At 61.4% G+C, this 19427-nt stretch carries 20 protein-coding genes, 1 tRNA gene and 1 riboswitch; of the genes, 11 read left to right on the forward strand and 10 right to left on the reverse strand.

Going from position 1 to position 19427, the window contains the following annotated elements; all coding sequences use genetic code 11:
* Positions 1 to 7 precede the first annotated feature (7 nt).
* The 3 genes from pstB to phoB all read left to right on the forward strand — a co-directional run bounded on the left by pstB (position 8) and on the right by phoB (position 2479).
* Positions 8 to 823: a phosphate ABC transporter ATP-binding protein PstB gene (gene pstB, locus PYH37_RS13600; protein WP_280735465.1), complete on the forward strand. Its 816-nt coding sequence runs from the start codon at positions 8 to 10 to the stop codon at positions 821 to 823.
* A 55-nt stretch (positions 824 to 878) separates the two neighbouring features.
* The gene (gene phoU, locus PYH37_RS13605) at positions 879 to 1589 is read left to right on the forward strand and encodes a phosphate signaling complex protein PhoU (protein WP_280735466.1); all 711 of its coding nucleotides are present in this window, start codon (positions 879 to 881) and stop codon (positions 1587 to 1589) included.
* A 206-nt stretch (positions 1590 to 1795) separates the two neighbouring features.
* A complete protein-coding gene (gene phoB, locus PYH37_RS13610; RefSeq protein WP_026613340.1) occupies positions 1796 to 2479 on the forward strand; it encodes a phosphate regulon transcriptional regulator PhoB in 684 nt (227 codons plus the stop codon).
* Between the two features lie 165 nt (positions 2480 to 2644).
* On the opposite strand, the gene PYH37_RS13615 is transcribed toward phoB, so the two are convergent.
* Complete coding sequence (locus PYH37_RS13615; protein WP_280735467.1) at positions 2645 to 3163, reverse strand: GcrA family cell cycle regulator; 519 nt, start codon at positions 3161 to 3163, stop codon at positions 2645 to 2647.
* 416 nt (positions 3164 to 3579) lie between these two features.
* On the opposite strand from PYH37_RS13615, the gene PYH37_RS13620 reads away from it, so the two are divergent.
* From PYH37_RS13620 to PYH37_RS13630, 3 genes are all read left to right on the forward strand, one after another.
* Positions 3580 to 4779, forward strand: coding sequence for an aspartate aminotransferase family protein (locus PYH37_RS13620; protein ID WP_280735468.1), 1200 nt, complete (start codon positions 3580 to 3582; stop codon positions 4777 to 4779).
* A 76-nt stretch (positions 4780 to 4855) separates the two neighbouring features.
* Positions 4856 to 5773 carry an ornithine carbamoyltransferase gene (gene argF / locus PYH37_RS13625; RefSeq protein WP_280735469.1) on the forward strand — a complete coding sequence of 306 codons (918 nt, stop codon included), beginning with the start codon at positions 4856 to 4858 and terminating at the stop codon, positions 5771 to 5773.
* A gap of 294 nt (positions 5774 to 6067) precedes the next feature.
* The gene (locus PYH37_RS13630; protein ID WP_280735470.1) at positions 6068 to 7063 is read left to right on the forward strand and encodes an Hsp33 family molecular chaperone; all 996 of its coding nucleotides are present in this window, start codon (positions 6068 to 6070) and stop codon (positions 7061 to 7063) included.
* A gap of 5 nt (positions 7064 to 7068) precedes the next feature.
* Here PYH37_RS13630 and apaG read toward each other — a convergent pair whose 3' ends face one another.
* Positions 7069 to 7461, reverse strand: a complete 393-nt coding sequence (apaG, locus tag PYH37_RS13635) for a Co2+/Mg2+ efflux protein ApaG (RefSeq protein ID WP_280735471.1) — start codon at positions 7459 to 7461, stop codon at positions 7069 to 7071.
* A gap of 112 nt (positions 7462 to 7573) precedes the next feature.
* Here apaG and PYH37_RS13640 point away from each other — a divergent pair, with 112 nt between their 5' ends.
* Positions 7574 to 8188 (forward strand): CDP-alcohol phosphatidyltransferase family protein, encoded by a 615-nt coding sequence (locus tag PYH37_RS13640; RefSeq protein ID WP_280735472.1) that lies wholly within the window; start codon positions 7574 to 7576, stop codon positions 8186 to 8188.
* A gap of 49 nt (positions 8189 to 8237) precedes the next feature.
* On the opposite strand, the gene PYH37_RS13645 is transcribed toward PYH37_RS13640, so the two are convergent.
* Positions 8238 to 9422 (reverse strand): O-succinylhomoserine sulfhydrylase, encoded by a 1185-nt coding sequence (locus PYH37_RS13645; protein ID WP_280735473.1) that lies wholly within the window; start codon positions 9420 to 9422, stop codon positions 8238 to 8240.
* Positions 9423 to 9466: 44 nt separating this feature from the next.
* Positions 9467 to 9545, reverse strand: a riboswitch (SAM riboswitch).
* Positions 9546 to 9620: 75 nt separating this feature from the next.
* On the opposite strand from PYH37_RS13645, the gene PYH37_RS13650 reads away from it, so the two are divergent.
* The 3 genes from PYH37_RS13650 to PYH37_RS13660 all read left to right on the forward strand — a co-directional run bounded on the left by PYH37_RS13650 (position 9621) and on the right by PYH37_RS13660 (position 11837).
* Complete coding sequence (locus PYH37_RS13650) at positions 9621 to 10718, forward strand: 2'-deoxycytidine 5'-triphosphate deaminase (RefSeq protein ID WP_280735474.1); 1098 nt, start codon at positions 9621 to 9623, stop codon at positions 10716 to 10718.
* Between the two features lie 50 nt (positions 10719 to 10768).
* Positions 10769 to 10843, forward strand: a tRNA-Gly gene (locus PYH37_RS13655).
* Positions 10844 to 10979: 136 nt separating this feature from the next.
* Positions 10980 to 11837, forward strand: a complete 858-nt coding sequence (locus PYH37_RS13660) for a transporter substrate-binding domain-containing protein (protein ID WP_280736039.1) — start codon at positions 10980 to 10982, stop codon at positions 11835 to 11837.
* A 221-nt stretch (positions 11838 to 12058) separates the two neighbouring features.
* On the opposite strand, the gene PYH37_RS13665 is transcribed toward PYH37_RS13660, so the two are convergent.
* The 5 genes from PYH37_RS13665 to PYH37_RS13685 all read right to left on the reverse strand — a co-directional run bounded on the left by PYH37_RS13665 (position 12059) and on the right by PYH37_RS13685 (position 15884).
* On the reverse strand, positions 12059 to 12871 hold the full coding sequence (locus tag PYH37_RS13665) for a sterol desaturase family protein (RefSeq protein ID WP_280735475.1): 813 nt from the start codon (positions 12869 to 12871) through the stop codon (positions 12059 to 12061).
* Between the two features lie 155 nt (positions 12872 to 13026).
* Positions 13027 to 13437: a tellurite resistance TerB family protein gene (locus tag PYH37_RS13670; protein ID WP_280735476.1), complete on the reverse strand. Its 411-nt coding sequence runs from the start codon at positions 13435 to 13437 to the stop codon at positions 13027 to 13029.
* A 153-nt stretch (positions 13438 to 13590) separates the two neighbouring features.
* Positions 13591 to 14403 carry a thermonuclease family protein gene (locus PYH37_RS13675; protein WP_280735477.1) on the reverse strand — a complete coding sequence of 271 codons (813 nt, stop codon included), beginning with the start codon at positions 14401 to 14403 and terminating at the stop codon, positions 13591 to 13593.
* Positions 14404 to 14416: 13 nt separating this feature from the next.
* Complete coding sequence (locus tag PYH37_RS13680) at positions 14417 to 15076, reverse strand: S24 family peptidase (protein WP_280735478.1); 660 nt, start codon at positions 15074 to 15076, stop codon at positions 14417 to 14419.
* 295 nt (positions 15077 to 15371) lie between these two features.
* Positions 15372 to 15884: a winged helix-turn-helix transcriptional regulator gene (locus tag PYH37_RS13685; protein WP_280735479.1), complete on the reverse strand. Its 513-nt coding sequence runs from the start codon at positions 15882 to 15884 to the stop codon at positions 15372 to 15374.
* 200 nt (positions 15885 to 16084) lie between these two features.
* On the opposite strand from PYH37_RS13685, the gene PYH37_RS13690 reads away from it, so the two are divergent.
* Positions 16085 to 16558 carry an SRPBCC family protein gene (locus tag PYH37_RS13690; protein WP_280735480.1) on the forward strand — a complete coding sequence of 158 codons (474 nt, stop codon included), beginning with the start codon at positions 16085 to 16087 and terminating at the stop codon, positions 16556 to 16558.
* A 132-nt stretch (positions 16559 to 16690) separates the two neighbouring features.
* Here the strand turns inward: PYH37_RS13690 and PYH37_RS13695 are convergent, their stop codons facing one another.
* Together PYH37_RS13695 and PYH37_RS13700 are read right to left on the reverse strand one after the other, a co-directional pair.
* A complete protein-coding gene (locus PYH37_RS13695; protein ID WP_280735481.1) occupies positions 16691 to 17047 on the reverse strand; it encodes a DUF6958 family protein in 357 nt (118 codons plus the stop codon).
* A 165-nt stretch (positions 17048 to 17212) separates the two neighbouring features.
* Positions 17213 to 19426: a 3-hydroxyacyl-CoA dehydrogenase NAD-binding domain-containing protein gene (locus tag PYH37_RS13700; RefSeq protein WP_280735482.1), complete on the reverse strand. Its 2214-nt coding sequence runs from the start codon at positions 19424 to 19426 to the stop codon at positions 17213 to 17215.
* Between the last annotated feature and the right edge of the window lies 1 nt (position 19427).

A 19427-nucleotide genomic window follows, 5' to 3' on the forward strand; every position in this document is an offset into this window, starting at 1 on the left:
AAGGACTATGAACATGCTGTCGGAAGCTAAAGTGGAAAAAGCTCTGGACCTGAAAATGAACACAGTGCCTTACAAGATGATCGGCAAGGATGTGTCGGTCTATTACGGCGAGAAGCGCGCGCTCTTCGACGTCAATCTAAACATCCGCGAAAACACGGTCACGGCCCTGATCGGCCCGTCCGGCTGCGGCAAGTCGACCTTCTTGCGCACCCTGAACCGGATGAACGACACGATCGAGAATTGCCGGGTTAGCGGCAGGATCACGCTCGACGAAGACGACGTTTACGATCCGAGCATCGATGTCGTTGAACTCCGCGCCCGCGTCGGCATGGTATTCCAGAAACCGAACCCGTTCCCGAAGTCGATCTACGAGAATGTCGCCTACGGCCCCCGCATTCATGGTCTTGCCCGCACAAAAGCGGAATTCGACGAGGTCGTGGAAACGAGCCTGCAGAAGGCGGGTCTCTTCAACGAAGTGAAGGATCGTCTGCATGAGCCCGGTACCGGCCTATCCGGGGGCCAGCAGCAGCGCCTCTGCATCGCGCGCGCGGTTGCCGTCAGCCCGGAAGTGATCCTGATGGACGAGCCGTGCTCGGCGCTCGACCCGATCGCAACGGCCAAGGTCGAGGAACTTATCCACGAGCTGCGCGCCAATTTCACGATCGTCATCGTGACGCATTCGATGCAGCAGGCCGCACGCGTTTCGCAGCGCACCGCCATGTTCCACCTCGGCAACCTCGTCGAGGAGAACGATACCGACAAGATGTTCACCAATCCGGATGACCAGCGCACCCAGGACTACATCATGGGCCGCTTCGGCTGATGCCGGAGCCACGTCCGAACGCAAAACCTGAACGCGCCTGCAAGGATCGCCGACCATGTCCACGCACATTATGTCCGCCTTTGACGAAGAACTGAAATACCTGACGCGCCGTATTTCGGAAATGGGAGGCCTCGCCGAGCAGATGGTGGCGGATTCCGTCCGAGCGCTGGTGAACTCCGACCTCGCACTGGCCCAGAAGGTGATTTCCGATGACGCGATGCTCGACGACGCGGAGCGTCAGATCGGCGAAAAGGCGATCATCACCATCGCCAAGCGCCAGCCGGTCGCCTCCGATCTCCGCGAGATCATGGGCTCCATTCGCATCGCGGCGGATTTGGAACGGGTCGGCGACCTCGGCAAGAACACTGCGAAGCGCGTCATCGCGGTCGCCGGCTCCGGAATCCCGCGCAAGCTCGCCCGCGGTCTCGAACACCTGGCCGAGCTTGCTTTGGTCCAGCTCAAGGAAGTTCTCGACGTTTACGCCTCGCGTTCGCCGGAAAAGGCAAACAGCATCCGTGAGCGGGACGAGGAGATCGACGCGATCTACACCTCGCTGTTTCGTGAGTTGCTCACGTACATGATGGAAGATCCGCGTAATATCACGCCTTGCACGCATCTTCTTTTCTGCGCCAAGAACATTGAACGCATCGGCGATCATGCAACGAATATCGCCGAAACGATCTACTACATGGCGACGGGTGCCCAGCCGGTGGGTGAACGGCCGAAGGATGACACGACCTCGACGCTGGGTTCGGTCACCGACTGAGCGCGGCTGAGCGTGCCACGGGGCATGCGTCAATCTTGCTCCGGTCGCGCTTCCGCACCGCACTGCCGTGGCACTCGCGTTCCAGCGGGATGAGGACAAGCATGCGCGGTTTTCCGCCCGCATCCCGCTCCAACTTATGAGGACCGATCGTGATTTTTGTTGTTTCGACCCAACTCATCGTGGTCCAGGTAAGGAGTCGTAGCTGAATGTTGCCGAAGATAGCAGTTGTCGAGGACGAGGAAGCGCTGAGCGTGCTGCTGCGTTACAATCTCGAGGCCGAAGGTTTCGAAGTCGATACGATCCTTCGTGGCGACGAGGCGGAAATCCGCCTGCAGGAACGCTTGCCCGACCTTTTGATCCTCGATTGGATGCTGCCCGGCGTCTCGGGCATCGAGCTTTGCCGCAGGCTGCGCCAACGACCCGAGACGGAACGTCTGCCGATCATCATGCTGACGGCGCGCGGCGAGGAAAGCGAGCGGGTGCGGGGTTTGGCGACCGGGGCCGACGACTATGTCGTCAAGCCGTTTTCGACGCCGGAACTGATGGCCAGGGTCAAGGCGATGCTGCGGCGGGCCAAGCCCGAGGTGCTTTCGACGCTTTTGCGCTGTGGAGATATCGAACTCGACCGCGAAACGCACCGCGTTCATCGCCGCAGCCGCGAAGTCCGCCTCGGGCCGACGGAGTTCCGTCTGCTGGAGTTCCTGATGTCCTCGCCGGGGCGTGTCTTCTCCCGTTCGCAATTGCTGGATGGCGTGTGGGGACATGACATCTATGTCGATGAACGCACCGTCGACGTGCATGTCGGCCGCCTGCGCAAGGCGCTGAACTTCTCCAATATGCCCGATGTGATCAGAACGGTGCGCGGCGCAGGCTATTCGCTGGAAGGCTGAGTTCTTCCCTCATCAGCTCTACTGCGTGGTCCTTAAATCGGAGCCGATCTAAGGATAAAACCATGCAGCAGTTCAGAGTGCCGCAGCGACCTTTGTGCGTCTGAACGGCGCCGTAGGTAAGAAAAAGGGGCCGCATGGCCCCTCTTCGTTTGACTTTGCGAAATCCTAGCGGATACGCCGGCGCTCGGCGGAAGGCTGATAGGCGAGCCGCGCATGATAGCTGCAATAGGGCGAGGCTTCCGGTGAGTCGTTGCCGCAGAAGTGAAACTCTTCCTTCAACGGGTCGCCGATCGGCCACTTGCAGGTGCGCTCCGTGAGTTGCGTCAGCTCGAGGCGGCGCGACATCGGCACAACAACGTTCGGAGCGAGGGCGAGATTCTGGTCGGCCACCAGATCGACCGCAACTTCCTCCTTGAGCACGGTTGCGCCGGCAGTGCGGGTGACGGTCCGGGTGGTGACGCGCGCGGCATAGTTCGGCGCGCGGGGTGCCGATGTGGTCCGCTTCGGACGAGCCGCGGCAGTCGTGCCGCCGGCCTTGGCGCGGCCCGGCAGGCTCAGCCGGTGCACCTTGCCGATGACCGCGTTGCGGCTGACACCACCCAGCTGCGCCGCAATCTGACTGGCGCTTAGGCCCTCGGACCATAGCTTCTTCAGTTTCTCCACCCGCTCGTCAGTCCAGTTCATCTGCACTCTCCGTTCTCGGCGTTGGGATGGCAGAATCCATCACCGGCCTCCGGAAAAATCCCGGAGTTACAACGCGATAACACTTTTGGTGACTAGGTCCGCCGCATGCGTCTAGTAATTGAATATTAACCTACTGGCAGGGTGACTCCGTGGCAAGAGTCGCGGGAATCGCGCCGAATCGTTTTCGCACTTTTCCCCAACTTGCTGTCGGACCGTTGCATTTTTGCAAGCCCTGCCGAGCGATTTTTTCGCGCTGCGGAATCGGCGCCGGCGAAGCGGCTGCAAGCCTTGGTTTTGTTGACATTGCGGCGTGAAATGGGAATAGTGCCTGCGCCGCCGCAAGGCGGCATTTTTGATTTTATCGGACCGGATATGTCCGATAGCAAATGCCGACAGATCGGAAGGAGAAGTTCGCCATGGCCGCAACAACGCCGCTCTACGACACCTATTTGCGCGCGCCGTTGCGTTTCGAGCGAGGCGAAGGCGTTTGGCTGATCGCAGAAGACGGCACGCGCTATCTCGACTTTGCCGCCGGCGTCGCCGTCAATTCGCTCGGCCATGCCCATCCGCATCTTGTCGAGGCGTTGAAGGCACAGGCCGAGAAGGTCTGGCATCTTTCCAATCTCTATGAGATTCCGGGGCAAGAGAGCCTGGCGCGTCGGCTGACGGCGGTGACTTTCGCGGACCGGGTGTTCTTCACCAATTCGGGCGCGGAGGCGCTTGAATGTGCGATCAAGACGGCGCGCCGCTATCATTTCGCCAAGGGGCACCCGGAAAAGTTCCACATCATCACGTTCGAGGGCGCCTTCCACGGCCGCACGATTGCGACGATCGCCGCCGGCGGTCAGCAGAAGTACATCGAAGGTTTCGGACCGAAGGCGCCGGGCTTCTATCAGGTGCCGTTCGGCGATCTCGCCGCGGTCAAGGATGCGATCACCGACGAGACGGCAGCGATCCTGATCGAGCCGATCCAGGGCGAGGGTGGTATTCGCCTGGCGTCGAAGGAGTTTCTGCAGGAGCTGCGCGCGCTCTGCGACGAATTCGGCCTTCTGTTGATCCTCGACGAGGTCCAGTGCGGCGTCGGGCGTACCGGCAAGCTCTTTGCTCATGAATGGGCCGGTATCCGGCCGGACATCATGGCGGTCGCGAAAGGAATCGGCGGCGGTTTCCCGCTTGGAGTCTGCCTTGCGACCGACGAGGCGGCTGTCGCGATGGTGGCCGGTACGCACGGTTCCACCTATGGCGGCAATCCGCTGGCAATGGCAGTCGGTAACGCGGTTCTCGACGTCATCCTGGCGGAGGGTTTTCTCGACCATGTTCGCGACGTCGCACTCGTCTTCCGCCAGGGCCTCGCTTCGCTAAAAGATCGCTTCCCGGACGTGATCGAGGACATTCGCGGAGACGGGCTGATGCTTGGCATCAAGGCGAAGATACCGTCCGCCGACCTGCTGCAGGCGATCCGGGCCGAGAAGCTGCTTGCCGTTCCGGCGGGCGAAAACGTGTTGCGCCTGCTGCCGCCGCTGATTACGACCGCGGCGGAGGCCCGAGAAGGGCTGGCACGGATCGAGCGCGCCGCCGAAGCGGTGAGAAGCAAAAGCGGCAATGCCGCAGCCTAGGTTATGCTGCGTTCGGGTTGAATCAGACCCGTAAGCGTGATCGATTCCCGGTTTTTACCACAGGAAATACAGTATTATGACTGGCACCAGACACTTTCTCGATCTCTCGGCCATGACGGCCGCCGACCTCCGGACGATCATCGACGATGCCCGCGTCCGAAAGACGGCGACCAAGGCCGGAACGGCCGAAAAGCCGCTCGCCGGCAAGATGCTCGCGATGATTTTCGAGAAGCCGTCCACGCGTACGCGCGTCTCCTTCGATGTCGGCATGCGTCAGCTCGGCGGCGAGACGCTGTTTCTCTCCGGGACCGAAATGCAGCTCGGCCGGGCCGAGACGATCGGAGATACGGCCAAGGTCCTGTCGCGCTATGTCGATGCAATCATGATCCGCACGACCGATCATCGTCGGCTGCTGGAACTGGCCGAGCACGCGACCGTGCCGGTCATCAACGGGCTGACCGACGACACGCATCCCTGCCAGATCATGACCGACATCATGACCTTTGAAGAGCACCGCGGGCCGGTAAAGGGCAGGACGATCGCCTGGACGGGCGACGGCAACAACGTGCTCCACTCGCTGATCGAGGGATCGGCCCGCTTCGGCTACCGGATGAACATGGCCGTGCCGCTCGGCTCCGAGCCCGGGGACAAGTTCCTCAACTGGGCGCGCAACAACGGCGGCGAGATCCTGCTTTGCCATGAGGCGGAGCAGGCCGTCGCGGGCGCCGATTGCGTCGTCACCGACACCTGGGTGTCGATGAACCAGGAACACCGCGCCCGCGGGCACAACGTCTTCCAGCCGTATCAGGTCAACGAAGCGCTGATGAAACACGCCGCGCCGAACGCCCTGTTCATGCATTGCCTGCCGGCACATCGTGGAGAGGAGGTCACCGACGAAGTCATCGATGGCCCGCAGTCCGTGGTTTTCGACGAGGCGGAGAACCGGCTGCACGCACAGAAATCGATCATCGCCTGGTGCATGGGCATCGTCTGAGGCGGCATTGGATCGTCCGGAGAACGCCGCCGCGATCGGGGCGGCACGGAAAGGCTATTGAATTCGCAGTGCCGCGACACGATCTAGGCGGCATGGGCGGTTGCGGCGATTGCCGCTTAGGACCGCTTACCACTGTGCGATTTGGCGACAGCGCGTTTGCGAGCGCCTCGGCGAGATGCACAGACCTTCTGGACAAATCCGTTCACAGCGGGATCAAATAAGATAACGGGCAGGTTGCGCCGGGGCACGTCAGTGTTTTCGGCGCGGCCCTCGCCCGGACACAAGGAGCAAGCGATGACAGAAACAGCACCGGGACTTGGTGAGTTCGATTTTGCCGGTGACGACCATGTCGTGCCCTTCCAGGTCGAAGAACTGGACGTACGCGGCCGGGCTGTCCAGCTCGGACCGATGCTGGACGCTATCTTGGAGCGGCACAACTATCCGCTGCCCGTGGCGCGGCTCGTCGCCGAGACAGTTGTACTGACTGTCCTGCTCGGCACATCGCTGAAATTCGAGGGCAAGCTGATCGTGCAGACGCAGAGCGACGGGCCGGTCGATCTCGTCGTCGCAGATTTTTCGACGCCGGATCGTGTCCGCGCCTATGCGCGCTATAGCGACGAGGCTTTGGCCGCGGCTGAGCAGGGGGGGCGCACGGAGCCGCACCAGCTTCTCGGAAATGGCATCCTCGCGTTTACCATCGACCAGGGCGCTCATATGCAGCGCTATCAGGGTATCGTCGAGCTTGACGGTGCGACGCTCGAGGAGATTGCAGGGGTTTATTTCCGCCAGTCGGAACAGATCCCGACCAAAGTACGTCTCGGCGTCGCCGAACTCCTGGATCGCGACGAGAACGGCAAGCCGCGGCACCGCTGGCGCGCCGGCGGCATGGTGGCGCAGTTCCTGCCCGACGCGCTGGAGCGGATGCGCCAGCCGGACCTGCCGGGGGGTGATGGCGACGAGGGTGACGACGAAGGTCTGTTCGAGGAGGACGATCTCTGGGCGGAAGCCAAGGTGATGGTCGAGACGATCGATACCGACGAGCTCACCGATCCGATGGTCGGCACCGAAAGATTGCTATATCGCTTGTTCCATGAGCGCGGCGTTCGCGTGTATCAGCCTCAGGCGGTCTATGATCGCTGCAGTTGCTCGCGCGAGAAGATTCGCAACGTCTTGGCGGGGCTCGGCAGCGACGATATCGAGAGCAGCATCGAGGATGGCCTGATCAAGGTCACCTGCGAATTCTGCTCCACCACCTACCGCTTCGAGGCGAGTGAAGTCCGGCCCCAATAGGCGCCTCAATTGAGGGTGCGGACAAGCCCGGGCGAGTCGAGCGAGAAGGCGGGGATCGCCACGTTGAAGGTTTCTCCGTCTTCCGCTTCCATGCTGTAGTGACCGAACATGACGCCGGACGGCGTGTCCAGCGGGCAACCGGACGAATATTCATATGTATCGCCCGGATTGAGCAGCGGTTGTTCGCCGATGACGCCCGGACCGCTCACTTCGTCAACCTGCCCGTTCTCATCGGTAATGTGCCAGTAGCGGGTCATTAGGCGAACCGCGACTTCTGAGTGGTTCGATATTACGATGCGGTAGCCCCAGACATAACGACTGTCATCGGGATCCGACTGTTCTTCCAGGTAGTACGGCTCTACCGTGACTTCTATGTCGCGAGTGAGTGCGCGATACATGTGCAATGCCCTGTTCCAAATCTGTTCGGGTATTCTACAGCAATAAGGTTTCGTCAAGAATAACGGCAAGATTACACGAATCGCATTCAAATTTCACGGAAGGCACAGGACGATGCTCGACGGCGCAGTGCGCAGGCGGCTGGAACCCATTCTGAACCGGCTCGGCATCGCACTCGCGAACCGCGGCGTAAGTGCCGATGCCGTAACGATTTCCGGCCTCTGCCTCGGCCTTGCGGCAGCCTTTCTCATTTCCTGGCAATACTATCTTGCGGGCGCCGTCCTGATCCTCGTCAGCCGCCTGTGCGACGGCCTCGATGGAGCGGTCGCGCGCGCGAGCCGCAAGACCGACTTCGGCGGTTTCCTCGACATCGTCCTTGACTTCGTCTTCTATGGCGCCATTCCGTTCGCCTTTATCATCGCTGATCCCGGCGCCAACGGCCTTGCCGGCGGACTGCTGCTCTTTTCGTTCTATGTCAACGGCTCGAGCTTCCTCGCCTATGCCATTATGGCCGAGAAGCGGGCAATGACGAGCGAGGTGCGCGGCGCGAAGTCGCTCTACTTCACGACGGGGCTTGCGGAGGCGACCGAAACCATTGCCTTCTTTCTAGCCTCCTGTCTCTTTCCCGGCTGGTTCCCGATGCTGGCGGTGATTTTCGCCTTCCTCTGCCTTTATACGGCTCTGTCGCGGGTCGTTCTCGCGGGCCAGACCTTTCGCGACCGGCACTGAAAAACCGCCCGCGCTCGCACGGGCGGTTCATTGTTTGCGATGCGGCCGATCAGCCTTTTACGGTCCTCAAGGCCCGCGCAAAATCCTCGACTAGATCTTCGCTGTCCTCGATGCCGGCCGAGAACCGTACAGTTCCGGCGGAAATGCCGAGCTCGGCGCGCGCTTCGTCGGAGAGATTCTTGTGGGTCGTCGTCGCCGGATGCGTGATGAGGCTTTTGGAGTCGCCGAGATTGTTGGAGATGCGAATGATCTCCAGCGCGTTCTGAAGGGCGAAGGCTGCCTCCTTGCCGCCCTTGAGCTCGAAGGCGACCAGCGTCGAGCCGCCGCTCATCTGCTTGGCGATGATATCCGCCTGCGGATGGTCCTTGCGGCCGGGATAGATGACACGGGCGACCTGCGGCTGCTCAGCGAGGAAGTCGGCGATGCGGCGGGCGTTCTCGGTCTGCTGCTTTACGCGGAGCGGCAGCGTCTCGATGCCCTTGAGCAGCGTCCAGGCGTTGAAGGGCGACATGGCCGGACCCGTGTGCCGGAAATAATCATGCAGGTTTTCGTCGATCCATTCCTTGTCGGAAAGCACGACGCCGCCGAGGCAGCGGCCTTGGCCGTCGATGTGCTTGGTGGCGGAATAGACGACGACGTGGGCGCCGAGTTCCAGCGGCTTCTGAAAAAGGGGAGTGGCGAAGACATTATCGACCACAAGCTTGGCGCCGACTTGGTCGGCGAGCTTGGCCACGCCGGCGATGTCGATCACCTCGAGCGTCGGGTTGGTCGGGCTTTCGAGGAAGAAGACCTTGGTATTGGGCTGAACGGCCTTTTCCCAATTTTCCAGATCGCGGCCGTCGACCAGCGTGCATTCGACGCCGTATTTGGGCGCTAGCGTTTCCACGACCCAGCGGCAGGAGCCGAAGAGGGCGCGGGCGGCAACGATGTGATCCCCTGCTTTCACCTGGCACAGAACGGCGGCCGAGACCGCCGCCATGCCGGAGGCCGTGGCGCGCGCATCTTCTGCCCCTTCGAGCATGCACATGCGCTTCTCGAACATGTCGTTCGTCGGGCTGCCGTAGCGCGCATAGATGAAGCCCTCGGTCTCGCCCTTGAAGCGCGCTTCCGCCGCTTCCGAGGTTTCGTAAACAAAACCCTGCGTCAGGAAGATCGCCTCGGAAGTCTCTCCGTATTGGGAGCGGGTCGTTCCGCCGTGGACGAGTTGGGTAGCCGGGCGCCAGTTCTTGCTCATGAGACGGTCACTTTCAAAAACAAAAAAACCGGCCGCGAAACGACCGGTTTGAGACCCCGGCCTTTTTAGCTACTTGTTTAACGTGGCTGCAAGCCGACCGGCCAAATCACCACGGGATAAAGCTCCAATACTGCCTGCGCGTGCTTGCGTCAATTCCCGGAGTTTGGTTTTGTCTGGCAACTGAAAATGAGGATCGGAATGGGTCGCAACACAGGGATTTTGGCCGACCGCGCAATTGCCGCACTGTTCGCCACGGGACGTTTGAAAAGCGAAGGGCCGCTGGATGACGATCAGATCCAGCCGGCGAGCCTCGACCTTCGTCTCGGCGCCAAGGCGTTTCGCGTCCGGGCGAGTTTCATGCCGGGCCCCGCGCATCTCGTCGCCGACAAGCTCGACCGGCTGAAACTGCACGTCATCGATCTTCGCGAAGGTGCCGTGCTCGAAACCGGCTGCGTCTACATCGTGCCGCTGATGGAGAGCCTCCAACTGCCGGAGGACATGTCCGCTTCGGCCAACCCGAAGAGCTCGACCGGTCGCCTCGACATCTTCACGCGCGTCATCACCGACAGGGCGCAGGAGTTCGACAAGATTCCGGCCGGCTACAGCGGCCCGCTCTATCTGGAGATCAGCCCGCGCACCTTCCCGATCGTCGTCCGCCGAGGCTCGCGGCTCTCTCAGATACGTTTCCGCGTCGGCCATGCGCTTCTTTCCGAGCAGGAGCTGCTGGCGCTCCACGAAAGCGATGTGCTCGTCGCCAGCGAACGGCCCAATGTCTCCGGCGGTGGCATCGCGCTTTCGATCGATCTCAAGGGAACCGGTCCGGATGGGCTGATCGGTTATCGCGGCAAGCATCACACATCGGTGGTCGATGTCGACAAGAAAGCGCAGCACGCGGTCTTCGACTTCTGGGAACCGCTCTATAGCCGCGGCCGGAACGATCTGATCCTCGATCCCGACGAATTCTATATTCTCGTTTCGCGGGAGGCGGTTCATGTTCCGCCGCTTTATGCTGCCGAGATGACCCCGTTTGATCCGCTGGTGGGGGAGTTCCGCGTCCACTATGCCGGGTTCTTCGATCCGGGCTTCGGCCACGCATCGGCCGGCGGCAGCGGCAGCCGCGCCGTGCTCGAGGTGCGAAGCCACGAAGTGCCGTTCATTCTCGAGCACGGCCAGATCGTCGGCCGTTTGGTTTACGAACACATGATGGAACGGCCGGACGGGCTCTACGGCCTCGACCTCGGCTCGAACTATCAGGCGCAGGGCCTCAAGCTTTCGAAGCATTTTCGCGCTGAGTGAGCATGAGCGCTTGACAGATCGCCGCCGTTGAGGAAATTTCCGCTTCTGTTGCGGGTGTAGTTCAGTGGTAGAACGCCAGCTTCCCAAGCTTGATGTCGTCGGTTCGATCCCGATCACCCGCTCCATTTTTCCGGCCCCACTCCACAGCAAGGAAGATGCGGACTCAACAACGGCACTGTAGCCAGTCAGCCCTCATGCCGATAATCTCCCAAAACGCCGAATCCGCGACGTTCCTGCCGCGGGCGCTTTGACCGGATCATGATGACGCGCGCCAGCAATATCCTTCTCAAGATTTGCGGAATACTCGCACTCTGCGCCTCGCTCGGCGGTGGATCTGCGAGTGCCGAGCCGAAAGATCTGCCTTTGCTTTTTGACGCCCGCGAGCGCATCCCCCAGCCTGATCTAACCGGTCTCGCGCGGCTTCGCTTTCTGACCACGGTCGATTTTCCCCCGTTCAACTTCATCGACCAGTCGGGAAAGCTTTCGGGTTTCCATGTCGACTTAGCCCGCGAGATATGCCGGGAGTTGGAGATCGAAGCCAAGTGCCAGATCCAGGCCGTGACCTACCCGGAGCTCATGCCGGCGCTCGAACAGGGCCAAGGCGAGGCGGTCGCCGCTGGCATAGCGGTAACGCCGGAGCTCAGGCAGCGCTTCGGCTTTTCCCGAACCTTCATGCAATTGCCTGCTCGCTTTGTCGTAAACGTCAAAGGTGCAGCGGGGGTAGCGAAGCCGGCGGACCTCGCCGGCAAGCCAATTGGCATTGTCTCCGGCACGACGCATGAGGCGATGTTGAAGGCCTTTTTTCCCGAGTTCGAAACCAGGCCCTTTCCCGACCGCGCTGCCATGCTGTCCGCCTTGCGCGAGGGCGCCGTCACGGCAGCCTTTTCCGATGGCATGCAGCTGTCCTTCTGGGTCTCCGGCAGCCTCGCCGGGGGATGCTGCGCCTTGCTGGAGGGCGCCTATTTTTCGCAGCACTTTCTCGGCGAAGGCCTGACGATCATGAACCGGAAGGCGGAGCCCGCTTTGACTCAGGCGATCGACCATGCCCTGCTGGCGCTCTCGCGCAGCGGCAAGCTCGAGGAGATCTATCTGCGTTACTTTCCGAACGGCATTTATTGAGTGAGCGAGCGGTTGCACCCGCGTCCGCCCTGCTGCCGTGACCCCCGCGGGGGGAGAACGGTCTCGTTGCAGCCGCCAGTTCATTTATCCTGGAGTATGCAACCACAATTTCCCTTCTCCGTCTGCACGGGCGGAGAGAAAGGAAAGTTGTGGCACCGTCTCGTCCCCTCTCGCCGCAATCGGGAGAGGATCAGGGTGAGGGGCTGTTGTCTCATCTCATATTAGCCGCGGTGGAACGGCAACATGAGCGACCAGACGAGCTTTGTCGGTTCGCTGCGTCCATAGGCTCTTAGTCCCGTCTCGATCGCGTCGTCGCCGCGGGCCGGTTGAGGCACATAGGTGGAGAACAGCCGATCCCAGATCGCGAGATTGAAGCCATAGTTCGAATCCGTCTCGGCTTTCTCGACGGAGTGGTGGATGCGATGCATGTCCGGCGTGACGATGAACTGCCGCAATATTCTGTCGACGCGGGGGGGCAGCCGCAGATTGGCGTGATTGAACATTGCACCGGCATTGAGAACGATCTCAAACAGCAGCACTGATAGGGGCGGCGCGCCCAGCGCCAGGATGAACGCGCTTTTCCAAAACATCGAAAACAGAATTTCGAGCGGGTGAAACCGGAGTGCCGTCGTAAGGTCCACGCCTGGATCGGCATGGTGGACGCGGTGGATGCGCCACAATATCGGCAGCTTGTGAAACGCGACGTGTTCCAGCCAGACCGCGAAATCGAGCACGATGAAGGCGATGAGGCCGGCAAGCAGTGGCGGTATGCCGAGCGCGGGAAAAACGCCATAGCCGCGCGCAGCGACCCATATGGCAACGCCGGTGGCGGCCGCAGGAAAGACGATGCGCAACAAGGCGGAGGAAAGGAGGACGATCGATAGGTTTGTTGCCCAACGGCGCGCCTTCAGAGCGCGCATGAGCTCCGGTCGCTCCAGCCGTGGGTGGAAGAGCTCAAACACCGCTAGCGCGGCAAAGACCGCCACGAAGGCGCCGAGCCGCCAGACCGGTTCCGAGATACCCAACACTAGCACTTTTGCATGCCCAATTCGCGATGACTTTGATCATGGGAGATATGGCGCTTCGCTGCGGTGGTACAAAGACACGTTGCCGTGAAGGACGGCAGTCGTGCTTCCCCCAGCCGGAGCGGCAAATTGGGCGGAATCCGCACACGCCTTGCTCGTCCGGCTTATTTGCGGAAACGCGCGATGGCCCCGCGTTCGATCGCGGCGCAGGTCAGCTTGTCCAGATCAAGACGATCGCGCAACAACTGCAACAGCCGGATTTCCTCGTTGCGGATGCGCTGGTCGGCGGCGGCGATCTCGACGGCGAGTGCGTAGGCCGTATCGTAGAGGGGCTGCGGCAGTGCTTCGCGGACCATTTCCAGAGTGACGTCGAGGCCTTCCGGGGCGGCAAGCTGGGCCGCGCATTCGCGACCGATGTGGATCAGCCGCTCCTCGTCAAAGCCGTCGAAAGCTGGCAGGAACCGCACGAGTCCGCCGATCCGCGCAAATTCGTCGTCGGTCATGCTCCGGTCAACGGCGGACATCATGACCATGACATAGATGAGGGCTTCGTGCTGGCTGAGGCTTTCGGACATTTGTCTCCCCCGAATTCGTCCCGGACGGCTACAGCGCCGTGCGTCTTTTCAAACGTACAAAGGCCGCTGTAACACTCTGAGCTGCTGCATGGTCTTATTCCTTAAATCGGTTCCGATTTAAGGAACCATGCAATTAGGGGTTTCGGTGAATGCTTACAAGTCGGGCGCGGTGTCGTCCACGGCGATGCCGACCGTCGGGTCATCGATCACGATGGGAGCGCGGCGCAAGTCGCGCGGGTCGTCGCCGTAAAACCCGAGCTTTGCGTTTCGGGCAGCTTCGGCCTTCGCTTCAAAGGACGTGCCGGGCAGCGGCTTTGCCCAACCGTTGCTGACGAGCCATTCGGCGGCATTTTGACCGCCAACGGTACAGCTCGCGATGAGGGGCCCTGCTGCCGGCTTTTCTTCCGGCTGGTCGCAGACGAGGGCGCGCGCTCTTAAAAAGTTGCGAAAGGCAGTGCGCGCCACCATGCCGCAGGGCCAGCTCTTACCGTTGTTCTCGCAGACTTTCTCGGGGCGTTCCGGCTCGACGTCCTTGAGTTGCAAGGTGGTATCGTTGGACTGGATAAGTCCGGAGGCAAGCGCGACCGGCCGCGGGAAGACGGCGGTGACGGGCTTCCGTTTTTCTTCCGATCCGGAAAGCGGCGGTCTCGGGGCCACGCGCTCGAGCGGTTGCGCGATGCCATCCTCCGGTGCGGCGAAGAGATCCGGCTCGATCGTCCGCGCGGGGAGCCGCGAGCCCTTGCCGGCACCAGCACGCTGTTCGGCGGCAGGCGGCGCGGCCTCCATAGGAACGTTTTCCGCCGTATCCGGCTCCTCGATCGTCGCCGGATCCGGCGTTTCGAGAATGAGGTCGGGTGCCGCCGCGCTTTCGCGATCGCGGATCGTTGCGGCGCCGCTCAGCAGGATGCCGGAATAGAGCGCGAGGGCCAAAAGCCCGCCGGCGGTCGTGATGATCTGCTGCCGCATCAGGAAGAATATCCTATTGGCTGGCCCAGATGATCCGGGCAATCCACTCCACGTCTGTCATTTCGAAAGTGCGGTTCGGGTGCTCGGGATTGAGCGACAGGAGTTCGATGCCGCGCGGCGTCTGCCGCGTAAGGACTTTCGCCATCACCTCGCCCTCGCGGGTCTTGACCACGACGCGATCGCCGCGGCGCACCTGCGCGCTCGGATCGACGATCAGAACATCGCCGTCACGATAAAGCGGCAGCATGCTGTCACCCTGGATTTCCAGGGCATAGACGCTGGCCCGCCGTTCCGGTGCGACAGGAAATTCGACTTCATCCCACCCTTGGCCCGCCGGAAAGCCGCCGTCATCGAAGAAGCCGCCGGCGCCGGCCTGGGCGAAACCGATCAGCGGAATGCTCGCCGCCTGCCCGTGTCGTTCCGGCAAACCGTTATCGCCGGCGCCGGGCTGCATGAGAGCCATGAACTGGTCGACCGTGGCGCCGGTCGCCTCCAGGATTTTGGAGATCGATTCCGTCGAGGGCCAGCGGTCGCGGCCATCGGCGGATTGGCGCTTCGATTTGTTGAAAGATGTCGGATCGAGTCCGGCCCGCCGGGCAAGACCCGACGGCGAAAGGTGATGACGCTCGGCCAGCGCATCGATCGCGTGCCAGATGCTGTCATGTGAAAGCATATCGATCCATCCCGGAAACACCGGCGACGCCGTCTCTTGGCATCATGTTACATTAGCGAAGCGCGAGAGGGCCGTAAAGGATGCGAAGGAAAATAGTCCTTTGTTTTCCAGTCGTTGAATTTGCAGCTCGCCGCCCTAAGTCGGCGTCAGTTTCGCCCTCGGAATTTAAGAGGCACACGCTTGTCCTCAGTTCTGAAATCGGCCTGGAGGCTGGCCGGGCTGCATCACTCAAAGGGGTGGCGCTTATCGTTCTGTTCACCACTTCATCATGCTTTCGGTTCTCGGTCCTTGGTCATCAGGCGAGCGCGCGCTCCTTCGCCTTTCGCGCCACAGCTTCGTAAGCGGCCTGGAGCGTCTGGCGCACCGATGGCCCCTCCGGAAACTTGGGGGCGGTTCCCATATGCTCGACACGCAATTCATCCATGAATCTCTCCCAAAGCGCCGGGCCGCCTTCCTCCATCAGTTGCGCGCGGATGCTGAGTTCCTCGCTGACGGGGAGATAGCGGCGGCCCCAGGCTCCGAGATGCGCCATGATCGGCACCAGCGCTATCGCCATCTCCGTCAGGCTGTAGATCGCCTTCTGCTTGTGGCTGGGATCATCCGTCTTGGTCAGCATCCCCATTTCCACCAGCATCCTCAGTCGATCGGCGAGAATATTGGAGGATATCCCTTCCTCGGAGCGCAGCAGTTCACGGAAATGCCGTTTGCCGCCGAAGATCATGTCGCGAAGGATCAGCAGGCTCCATTTATCGCCGAAGACTTCGAGTGAAAGATTGATCGGGCATCCCGAGCGATGGTCGTCTGTCATGCGTACCTCTTCAGATCTCGGCGATTTTGGATCAGCGGTCGAAACTCATTTTCTAAAACTGCTTGCATTATTGCATCAGTGGAGCTAACGTGCAACTGCTTTCAAAACAAGAGCAGTACTATGGACATAGGTACTGTCCTTTGGATCGGAAGGACGTCCGGCGGGAGAAGCGCCGGATATTCACGGAGGAGGAGAATGTCGTGACCAATACATCCGTCGAGCATGCAAGCTTCACAATCGAGCGTGTCTTCAAGGCGTCTCCCGCCCGGGTCTTTCGGGCCTTCGCCGATCCCGAAGCGCATGACCGCTGGTTCGTCAAGGCTGAGAATTGGCCGGTAGCGGAATACCGACACGACTTCCGCGTCGGCGGACGGGAAAGCGGCCGTTTCAGCCAGGACGGCAAGACTTTCTATTTCAACGAAACCGTCTATCTCGATATCGTCGAGAACAGACGGATCGTCTCGGCCTATACGATGGCGAGGGACGACCGGCGGATTTCCGCCTCCATCGCCACAGTCGATCTGGTGCCGGAAGGAAGCGGCACGCGCGTCGTCTTTACCGAGCAGGCCGCCTTTCTGGATGGGCTCGACAAGGTCGAATATCGTCGGGATGGTTGGGAACAACTGATCGGCTTGCTGGCCGCTGAGCTTGGCGAGAAGGCTGAGGCCGCTTGAGGGAGCGGAGCCGCGCAGGGCTTGATTTCCCGTGCACTCACCTTTCCCCGCCACCTCTGCTTGAAGCGGCAGCCCTTATTCCCTCGGGCTTGACTTAGTCAAGCCCGAGGGATGACGCCAAGTAGGGCTGGGTCAACTCTTGTGCAGCCGGATCGGGCGCGTCTTCTCCCGCACGATCGCGCCCTTCGCCTCAAGGTCGAGCTGCACGGTCTTCGACCACCAGGAAACACCCTTGCCGCCCGCGAATTTCTCTTCCGGCAGATGGGCGAAGATCCGCTCGCGGATTTCGGCCAACGTCAGGCCGGGCGTCTGGCAGGGAATGACGGCGAGCAAGGCGTTCTTCATCGCTGCATATCTGTCAGCATCGACCGACCTGGTCTTGCCGGGATGAATGATGTTCTCGACGGTTACCTTGTTGGGTTCGACATGTCCGTTCCTCCAGTTCCCGACCGAAGGACGATCGGGAAAGATGGGCCCGACAAGGGACATTCTCTCCGGTCAGAGATTCCACGACGGCAAGTTCCGCCGCGATGCTGCGGGCGAAACGGCGGGCTTGGCCCTGAGGCTGGTGGCATCGTGCGATGGGCCGGGACTCAGCAGAAAAAAGGCCGCGCTCGACAGGCCGGCCTTTGATCTTTGCTGCAAATAGCGACCCTATGCCGCCCTCTGTGCCTGCCCATAGGGGTCGAACCGCTCGTAGAACGTCTCGCCCTTGTCGGCCATCTCCTGCAGGAGCGGCGTCGGCTTGAAGTGGTCGCCATAGTTCTTGGCGAGCTTCTCGCAGAGCTTGACGAAGGTTTTGACCCCCATGCCGTCGATATAGGAGAGCGTGCCGCCGGTGTAAGGCGCAAAGCCGAAGCCGAGGATGGAGCCGACATCGGCCTCGCGCGGATCGGTGACGATACCTTCCTCCATTGTGCGCGCGGCTTCGAGCGCGATCGTCACGAGGAAGCGCTGTTTCAGCACCTCTACGTCGATCTTGTCGGCGTCCTTCTGCGGGTAGAGCTCCTTGAGGCCGGGCCAGAGATATTTCTTCGCCGGTTTTGCCGGGTATTCGTAGAAGCCCTTGCCGTTCTTGCGGCCGCGCCGGTCGAGTTCGTCGACCATCTTGTCGATCAGCACCATGTGGCGTGGATCGACGGCCTTCTCGCCGAGATCGGCGATCGTCGCCCTCAGAATCTTCTGGCTGAGGTCGATCGCCACCTCGTCGTTGAGTGACAGCGGACCGACCGGCATGCCGGCCATCTTGGCGGCGTTCTCGATCATCGCCGGCGGCACCCCTTCGATCAGCATGTCATAGGCTTCATGGATGTAGCGGAAGACGCAACGATTGACGTAGAAGCCGCGCGTGTCGTTGACGACGATCGGCGTCTTCTTGATCGCGGCGACATAGTCGAGCGCCGTGGCGAGGGCTTTGTCGCCCGTCTCCTTTCCGAGGATCACTTCCGTCAGCATCATCTTTTCGACCGGCGAGAAGAAATGGATGCCGATGAACTGGTCCGGTCGCTTGGAGTTCTTGGCAAGACCGGTGATCGGCAGCGTCGAGGTGTTGGAGGCGAAGATAGCGTCCTCGGCGATCACCGCTTCCACCTTCTCGATTACGTCCTTCTTCACCTGCCGATCCTCGAACACGGCCTCTACGGCGAGGCCCGCATCCTTGAGGTCGCCATAGTCGGCCGACGGCGTGATGCGCGAAAGCAGGGCTTCGCCTTCTTCCTTCGTCAACCGGCCCTTACCGATGGAATCCTTCACCAATGCTTCCGAATGCGCCTTGCCCTTTTCGGCCGCCTCCATATCACGATCGATGAGGGTCACAGGGATGCCCGCGGCGGCCGTCACATAGGCGATCGAGGCGCCCATGAAACCGGCGCCGACGACGCCCACCTTCTTGAATTCCGACTTCGGAACACCAGCGGGGCGGCGCGCGCCCTTGCCGAGCTCCTGCATCGAGATGAACAGCGAGCGGATCATCGAGAAGGCTTCGGTGGTCTGCAGGATTTCGGTGAAATAGCGCTGCTCGATGCGAAGAGCTGTGTCGAACGGCACCTGCAGGCCTTCATAGACGCATTTCAGAATGGCGATCGCACCCGGATAGTTGCCGTAGGTCTCGCGGCGAAGGATACCAGAGGCGGCCGGCCAGAGCTGGGCCGAGGCCGGGGTCCAGATGCCGCCGCCCGGAACCTTGAAGCCCTTTTCGTCCCACGGTTGTACCGGCTTCAGGCCCTTCATGATCATCGCCTTGGCGGCCTCGATCAGCTTATCGGGATCGACCACCTCGTGAAGGAGACCCATCGCCTTGGCGCGGGCAGCCGTCAGCGACGACCCGGTGGTCATCATCTGCAGCGCGTCCTGTGCATTGGCAAGCCGCGGCACGCGCTGGGTGCCGCCGGCGCCGGGGAAAATGCCGACCTTGACCTCGGGAAGCGCGATCTTCACCGATTTCGAATTGGAGGCAACGCGGCCGTGGCAGGCGAGCGAGAGCTCGAAAGCGCCTCCCATGCAGGTGCCGTTGATCGCCGAGACCCAGGGCTTGCCGCAGGTTTCGAGCTTGCGGAAGAGTCCGGTCATGCGACCGACGAGATCGAAGAGCTTCTGCGCGGCGTTGGCCGGGTCTTTCTTCTTCTCTTCGGCCTGGAACGTGAACATCGACTTGATCATCGAGAGGTCGGCGCCGCCGGAGAAGGACGATTTGCCGGAGGTGAAGACCACGCCCTTGACGGCAGGATCGGCGGTCGTCTGATCGACGATGGCGTTGAGCTCCTCCATCACCTCCTGTGTGAGGACGTTCATCGACTTGTCAGGCATATCCCAGGTGACGAGGGCGATGCCGTCGGCGTCGGCTTCGATCTTGAAATTCGTGTAAGACATA

Origin of the sequence: Sinorhizobium numidicum (assembly GCF_029892045.1) — a bacterium.
In the GTDB taxonomy this organism is placed as follows: Bacteria; Pseudomonadota; Alphaproteobacteria; order Rhizobiales; family Rhizobiaceae; genus Sinorhizobium; species Sinorhizobium numidicum.